This window comes from Rhodococcus sp. T7 (assembly GCF_009872365.1).
In the GTDB taxonomy this organism is placed as follows: Bacteria; Actinomycetota; Actinomycetes; order Mycobacteriales; family Mycobacteriaceae; genus Rhodococcus_F.
The window spans coordinates 174,497-178,023 of record NZ_WXYH01000390.1 but is presented as its reverse complement, the minus strand read 5'-3'; the positions used below and the strand labels follow the sequence as shown (position 1 = coordinate 178,023).

Annotated in this window: 4 protein-coding genes; all 4 read left to right on the top strand. The window is 69.0% G+C overall.

Features of this window, described 5'->3' with window-relative positions:
• A partial coding sequence (locus tag MLGJGCBP_RS49345; RefSeq protein ID WP_236581160.1) for an LLM class flavin-dependent oxidoreductase occupies positions 1-1,131 on the top strand: 1,131 nt, incomplete at its 5' end.
• Positions 1,131-1,883 carry an enoyl-CoA hydratase gene (locus MLGJGCBP_RS49340; RefSeq protein ID WP_160097143.1) on the top strand — a complete coding sequence of 251 codons (753 nt, stop codon included), beginning with the start codon at positions 1,131-1,133 and terminating at the stop codon, positions 1,881-1,883. The genes MLGJGCBP_RS49345 and MLGJGCBP_RS49340, both read left to right, overlap by 1 nt.
• 27 nt (positions 1,884-1,910) lie before the next feature.
• Complete coding sequence (locus MLGJGCBP_RS49335; protein WP_160097141.1) at positions 1,911-2,360, top strand: nuclear transport factor 2 family protein; 450 nt, start codon at positions 1,911-1,913, stop codon at positions 2,358-2,360.
• Positions 2,360-3,184, top strand: coding sequence for an alpha/beta fold hydrolase (locus MLGJGCBP_RS49330; RefSeq protein WP_160097139.1), 825 nt, complete (start codon positions 2,360-2,362; stop codon positions 3,182-3,184). The genes MLGJGCBP_RS49335 and MLGJGCBP_RS49330 overlap by 1 nt, the downstream gene beginning before the upstream one ends.
• Positions 3,185-3,527 lie beyond the last annotated feature (343 nt).

The following is a 3,527-nucleotide window of genomic DNA, read 5'->3' as shown; positions in this document are numbered from 1 at the left end:
GGGGCCGGTCGCGCGGATCGAGATTCCGTTCCTGATGGGCTGGACCCCGCACGGACACTGGATGGACTTCCGCTGACCGGCATGAAGGTCGGGGTGTATTTCGATTTGCGGGTGCCACCCGGATCGGGACTCGACCCGGCCCGCGTCTACGCGCACACCCTCGAGATGTGCGAGTTCGCCGAGGCCTCGGGCCTCGACTCCATCTGGGTCAGCGAACACCACGGGTTCGACGACGGCTACCTCCCGCAGGCGCTCACGTTCGCCGCGGCGGTCGCCGCGCGCACACGCACCGTCCGGGTGGGAACCGCGCTCGTCGTCGCCCCGTTGCACGCCACCGTCGAACTGGCAGAGCAGGCGGCGGTCGTCGATCTGATCTCCGACGGCCGTCTCGACCTGGGGCTCGGCGCGGGCTATCAGCAGGCCGAGTTCGATCTCTACGGCGCCGACCGCGACGCGCGCTTCGCCACCATGACCGGTCAGGTGTCCGAACTGCGCGAGATGTGGTCCGGGAAGCGGGTGACACCGGCGCCGGTCCAGTCGCCGATCCCGATCTGGCTGGGCAGCGGCGGCGAATACGGCGCGCGTCGCGCCGGGCGACTCGGCGCAAACCTGCTGTTCGTGAATCCCGACCTGATGCCCGCGTACCGGCAGGGACGCGCCGACGCGGGCCTCGACCCCGGCACCGGGCGCATGGGCGGTCCGTTCTTCGCGCTTCCGAGTGAGGATCCGGACCGCGAGTGGTCCGAGATGTCCGGGTACATCGCGTATCAGCAGAACTCGTACCGACGTCACATGGCCCGCGGAGTCGACGGGCCGCCGCCGCGGGAATACGACCCTGCGGCCGGACGGAACAGGTCACTGTCCGGCCCGGGTGCATTCTGGTTCGGGACACCGGAAGACCTGACCGCCCGGTTCGCCGCCTGGATCGGCGACTGCCCGGTCGACACGGTCTTTCTGTGGGCCTCCGTCGGTGGCATGCCGGAGAAGACGGTCGAGCGCACGGTCGACCTGATCGCACGTCGGATGGCGCCGCTCCTCCGCGGAATCGGTAAGGGCGGCAACAACTGTGAAAGCAACAAAACACCGCTGCCGGGCGAGCCGGCAGCCGAAGCCGGGAGTGTGATCGTGTAATGGGCTCGACGATCGAGCTGACGAACCGGGGACCGGTTCGCCACATCCAACTCAACGCGCCTGAGCGCCTCAACGCCCTCGATCGGGACATGCTCGACGAGCTTGCCGCCGCGATCGCCACCGTCGCCGCGGACCGGGAGGCGAGTGCGCTGGTCGTGTCGGGCGCGGGCCGGGCGTTCTGCGCGGGCGCCGACGTCGGCAGCCTGTTCGGCGACACCACCCGGCCGCCCGCGGAGATCCGCGACGAACTCAAGACGGTGTACGCGAGTTTCCTCGGGATCCACGACCTGAAGATCCCGACGATCGCGGCGGTGCAGGGCGCCGCAGTCGGCGCGGGCGTCAACATCGCGCTGGCCTGCGATGTCGTGGTCGCCGGTCCACGAGCACGCTTCGTGGTGTCGTTCGCCGACATCGGCCTGCACCCCGGCGGTGGCTGCAGCTGGTTCCTGACGCGCCGGATGGGCGCCGACCGTGCGATGGCGACAATCCTCGGCGCGAAGACGATCGGAGCGGACGAGGCGTACCGCGAGGGCTTGGCGACCGAACTCGCGGACGACCCCGTCGCAACGGCACTCGAACTCGCGGAGCGGTATTCGACGCGTGATCGCGGGATGCTCGCGGACATGAAGCGCGCGGTTCAGCTCGCCCAGGACGGCGACCTGGCGTCGGTACTCGAATTCGAGTCGTGGGCGCAGGCGTCGTCGGTCACGCAGCCGGCGTTCCAGAAGTACGTGGCCGAGTTCGGCCGATGATTCGTGGAAATCGGGAAAGGACCCGACATGCCTGACAGCACTCACGTCACACTCACACCGGCCGAGGTGGTCGGCGCGTTCTACGGCGCGCTCATCGACCAGGATCCCGAGCGACTGGGGGAACTGGCCGACGCCGGCTTCGACGACGCGATCTTCGTGGAGATGCCGTCGTCCCTCCCCTACGGCGGCCGGGTCGAGGGCGCGCGGCGACTTCGCGCAATGTTCCAGGCCATGGCCCGCGGTGTGGTGGACGTCGGTCCCCGCGGACTGACCCTCGATGCGCTCGTCGACGGCGGCGACCGCATTGCCGCGCGGCTGTCGTTCGACTGGTACCCGCCGGGTGGCGGGGCGCCGATCGCGTCCGGCGCCGTCGAGGAGTGGACATTCGAGAACGGCAAGGCGATCGCGATCCGCGCGTACTACCGGGATACGGCCGAGCTGCTCGCCGCCCCGGCGACTGCGGCGGACGGCGCCTGATGGACCTGATCGGGGTCGGCAGCGGTGTCCGCCTCGCCGTGCACGAGCTCGGCGAGGGACCGCCGGTCGTGCTGGTGGCGGGTTTCGGTCTCGACCACTCGGTGTGGGATCGCCAGGTGCGGGTGCTGGCCGACGCGGGTTTCCGGGCGATCTGTGTGGATCAGCGGGGGCACGGCCATTCGGACAAGCCCCGCCACGGGTACGACGTCCCGCAGCTGGCCCGTGACCTGCTCGACGTGATCGAGACCCTCGATCTCGACGGGGTCACACTGGTCGGGCACTCGTTCGCCGGGCAGGTGGGGTTCAAAGCCGCGGCACTGGACTCCGGCCGGATCGCCGGGCTCGTGCTGGTGGGATCGAATGCGGTCCGCGCCAGCAGGAGCGCGGACTTCCCGTTCGGTGCGCCCGCGAGCGAGGTGCTGCCGCGTCTCCTCGACGCGGAGAACGCCGATCGGCTGGGGTCGCGGCGGACCAACCTCGCGGGTGCGTTCGCGCAGCCGCCGACGGAATCGACGATCGAGTGGCTCATGCGGGTGTCGTTGCAGATGCCGTCGTGGGCGGCGATCGAGTGCTACCGCTCGATGCTCGAATCCGACCAGATCGACGCGCTCGCGGACGTTCGCCTGCCGGTCCTGCAGGTGGTGGGACGTGCCGACCCCGTGCATTCCGCGCGGGGTGCGGCCTGGCTCTCGGAGCAGTTGACGCGGTCGCGACTGGTCACGATCGAGGGGTGCGGCCACTATCCGATGCTGGAAGAGCCCGACGCGCTCGAGCGGGAGTTGCTCGCATTCGCGCAGGCCGTGGGATGCGAGCGGTCCGCGTAGGAGCGATCGGACAAGTCGTGTCGTCCGTTTCCTTGCCACGTCTATTATGAGACGGTAATATTCAAAATAAGCGCGTGGGATGGATCACCAGCGTCACCGGCCGAGTCGCAGATCGAGTAGGTACGGATCCTCCACCCTCGACGAACTTGGAACCGCAGCCCGGTCGTCAGACCCCGAACTTGGAGAGAACTCATGCTGAACAAGCAAGACAACGACCTGCTCACCCGCGTGGAGGGTGACGCGCCGATGGGTGTCTTGATGCGTCAGTACTGGACGCCGGTGCTGATGTCGGAGGACGTCGTCTCGGACGGCGCTCCGCGGCGGATCAAGATCCTCGGCGGCA